Genomic DNA, 248 nt, shown 5'->3' on the forward strand with positions numbered 1-248 from the left:
TTTTACAACATTGTCAGTGCATTAAGGCGGGATGTTTTTGGCTGACGCCAGTCCAGCTTATCGAGGAGCATTGCCAGTTGCGAGCGGGTAATGGATACCTTGCCGTCACGCACAGCAGGCCAGATAAACTGGCCTTCCTCCAGGCGTCTGGTGAACAGGCACAGACCATCAGCATCAGCCCACAGGATTTTAATCATGTCACCCCGTCGGCCACGGAAGATGAACAGGTGACCGGAGAAGGGATTATC

At 53.2% G+C, this 248-nt stretch carries 1 protein-coding gene; it reads right to left on the minus strand.

Features of this window, described 5'->3' with window-relative positions; all coding sequences use genetic code 11:
* Positions 1-2 precede the first annotated feature (2 nt).
* Positions 3-248, minus strand: a 246-nt coding sequence (tnpB, locus tag BHE85_RS20055; RefSeq protein ID WP_032337627.1) for an IS66 family insertion sequence element accessory protein TnpB, incomplete at its 5' end; no start/stop codon positions are given.

Origin of the sequence: Shigella sp. FC1567 (assembly GCF_001743015.1) — a bacterium.
Lineage (GTDB): Bacteria > Pseudomonadota > Gammaproteobacteria > Enterobacterales > Enterobacteriaceae > Escherichia > Escherichia coli.